At 74.0% G+C, this 3,510-nt stretch carries 1 protein-coding gene; it reads left to right on the top strand.

Features of this window, described 5'->3' with window-relative positions:
- Nucleotides 1-3,510, top strand: a 3,510-nt coding sequence (locus ACZ7DL_RS38925) for a type I polyketide synthase (RefSeq protein ID WP_470781776.1), incomplete at both ends; no start/stop codon positions are given.

The raw sequence follows: 3,510 nt of genomic DNA, 5'->3' as shown, positions 1-3,510 counted from the left end.
GTCCCGGTCGACTGGACGGGTGTCCTGCCCGCCGGTGCCGATGCCACGCAGGTGGAGTTGCCGACCTACGCCTTCGACCACCGCCACTACTGGCTCCGGCTGAACGGAGCGACCGACGCCACCGCCCTCGGGCAGGCGCCCACGGATCACCCGTTGGTCGGCTCCGTGGTCGAAGTGCCGGAGACCGGCGGGGTGCTGTGCACTTCTCGGCTGTCGGTGCGTACGCACCCCTGGCTCGCGGACCACACCGTCGGCGGCCTGGTGCTGGTCCCGGCCGCGGCACTGGTGGAGCTGGCAGTCCGGGCCGGTGACGAGGTGGGGTGCGGGACGGTTGACGAACTCACCGTCACCGCGCCGCTGGTGCTGCCGGAGCAGGGCGGGGTGCGCGTCCAGGTCGCAGTCGGCGGAGTGGACGAGAGCGGCTGCCGTACCGTCGCCGTCTACTCGACGCGGGAGGATGCCGCCGAAGGCAGCGGGGCGGAGGGCTGGGTCCGGCACGCCACCGGTGTCCTGACGGCGACACCCAAGCCGGGCGAGAGCCCGCGGGGCGACTTCGTGGCCTGGCCGCCGCCCGATGCCCAGCGCGTCGACGTGGAGGCGCTGTACGGCGGTCTGGCCCGGCGCGGCTATGCGTACGGTTCTCTCTTCCGGGCCGTACGAGGGCTTTGGCGGCTCGGTGAGGAGACCGTCGCCGAGGTCGCCGTACCCGAGGACGAGCACGAGGAGGCCGGGCGGTATGGGCTCCATCCGGCGCTGCTGGACGCTGCCCTGCATCCGGCGCTCCTGGATGCGGCCGGTGCCGACGGCGGGCCCCGGGTGTGGCAGTACCTGACCTGGCGCGGTCTCGCGCTGCACGCCGTCGGGGCAACGGCGCTGCGGGTACGGATCACGCCGCTCGGCCGGGACGCCCTGGCCCTGGAGGCCGTGGACCAGGCCGGTGGGCTGGTGCTGCGGGCCGAGTCGGCGGAGCTGCGGGCGCTGTCCGCCGAGCAGTTGGAGACCGCTGCGGGCACCGCGAGCGACGACTCCCTGTTCCGCGTCGAGTGGACCGCGCTGCTCGGGGCCGACGCGACGCCGGACGAGTCACCGTCCTGGGCCGGGGTGCGCTCCGCCGCCGACGTCACCGCCTTGGCGGAGGGTGCGGCCACGGCAGCGGAGCTGTCGGAGCTGATCGTGCTGGAAGCCTTCGCGGACCAGGACGAGGGCGCGGACGACCCCGCACCGGCGCTGACGAACCGGGTGCTGGCGGCGGTGCAGACGTGGCTGGCCGCCCCCGCCCTGGAGTCGACCCGGCTCGTCGTCGCCACCCGGGGTGCGATGCCGGCCGGCGCCGACGGTGCCGTGACCGACCCGGCGGGCGGCGCGGTGTGGGGCTTGATCCGGGCCGCACAGTCCGAGAACCCCGACCGGATCGTGCTGCTCGACCTCGAACCGGGCACCCCGCCCGGGACCGCCCCGGAGCCGGATGCCGACGGCGCCCTGGCCCGCGCCCTGCACCGGGCACTGATCGACGCGGAGCCCGAACTCGCCCTGCGCGACGGGACGTTGTACATACCCCGGCTCGCTCGGGCCTCCGCCGCCGGCCTCGACCAGGCCGTCACGACGCCCAAGGTGCCCGTCGCGCTGGATCCGGAGGGCACGGTCCTGATCACCGGCGGTACCGGCTCGCTCGGCGGACTGCTGGCCCGGCACCTGGTCACCCGGCACGGCATCCGCCACCTCGTGCTCGCCAGCCGCCGCGGCCAAGCCGCCGAAGGCTCTTCTGAGTTGGTGGCCGAGCTCACCGGACTCGGCGCCGCGGTCACGGTGGCATCCTGTGATGTCACCGACCGTGACGCCGTCGCCGCCCTGCTGGCCCGGGTGCGCCAAGGCGGACGCCCGCTGACCGGAGTCGTGCACACCGCGGGCATCGCCGACGCCGGAGTCATCGGCACCCTCCAGCCCGAGCAGGTGGCGCGGGTGTTCGCACCGAAGGTGACAGCGGTACGGCACCTGGACGAGCTGACCCGTGAACTCGCTCCGGAACTCGCCGCGTTCGTCGTCTTCTCCTCCGTCTCCTCCGTCTTCCTCGGCGCGGGCACCGGCAGCTACGCCGCGGCCAACGCCTACCTCGACGCCATCGCCCACCGGCGCCGAGCCGCCGGCCTGCCCGCAACCTCGCTCGCCTGGGGTCTGTGGGACCAGGCCACCGGCGGTATGGCGGCCGGCATGGACGACCTCACCCGTAGCCGGATGAACCGGCGAGGCGGTGTGCTCCCCATGACCCCCGACGAGGGCATGGACCTCTTCGATGCGGCCCTGCGCACCGGCGAGGCACTGCTCGTCCCGGCCAAACTCGACCTGCGGCAACTGCGCACGGACGCCGCTGCCGGCCGGGCGATCCCCACGCTCCTGCGCGGGCTGGTACGCACCGGACGGCAGACCGTGCGGGCCGCGGCCGGTGACAGCGGTGGCGGCTTGGCGGACCGGCTGGCCGGGCTGGGCGCGGCGGAGCAGGAGGCGCTGCTGCTGGACCTGGTGCGGACGCACGCGGCGACCGTGCTGGGTCACGCCGGCCCCGAGGGCGTCAAGCCGGAGACCGCCTTTCGGGACTCCGGGTTCGACTCGCTCACCTCGGTGGAGCTGCGCAACCGGCTGCGCGAGGCGACCGGCCTGAAACTGGCCGCCACCGTCGTCTTCGACCACCCGAACCCCCTCTCCCTCGCCCGTCACCTCCACGGCGAGCTGGGCGAGGCGGTGACGACCGCGGTCGCACCCGTCACGGCGGTCACGCTCGCCGATCCGGACGAGCCGATCGCCATCGTCGGCATGGCCTGCCGCCTGCCCGGCGGCGTCAACAGCCCTGAAGGACTGTGGCAGTTGGTGTTCGAGGGCCGGGACGCGATGTCCGGCTTCCCGGACGACCGGGGCTGGGACCTGACCGGCTTCTTCAGCGACGACCCGGACCAGGCCGGCACCTCGTACGCGAGCCAGGGCGGATTCCTCCACGACGCCGCTCTCTTCGACGCCGCCTTCTTCGGAATCTCGCCGCGCGAGGCGCTGGCGATGGACCCGCAGCAGCGGCTGCTCCTGGAAACGTCGTGGGAGGCGCTGGAGCGGGCGGGCATCGATCCCTTTTCTCTGAAGGGCACCGATGTCGGCGTCTTCTCCGGCCTGATGGGCCAGGGCTACGGCACGTCGGGCCCGGTGCCCCCCGAGCTGGAGGGCTTCACCGGCACCGGAGGCATGGGCAGCGTCGCCTCCGGGCGCGTCGCCTACGTCTTCGGCTTCGAGGGTCCCGCCGTGACCGTCGACACCGCCTGCTCGTCCTCCCTGGTCGCCATCCACCTCGCGGCCCAGGCCCTGCGAGGCGGCGAGTGCTCGATGGCCCTCGCCGGCGGCGCCACCGTCATGGCGACCCCGGGCACCTTCGTGGAGTTCTCGCGGCAGCGGGGTCTGGCTTCGGACGGCCGTTGCAAGTCGTATGCGGATGCGGCGGACGGTACGGGCTGGGCCGAGGGTGCGGGTGTG

Source organism: Streptomyces sp. NPDC036984 (assembly GCF_055607665.1).
The sequence above is the reverse complement of the archived record's forward strand: the minus strand, read 5'-3'. Positions and strand labels throughout refer to the sequence as shown.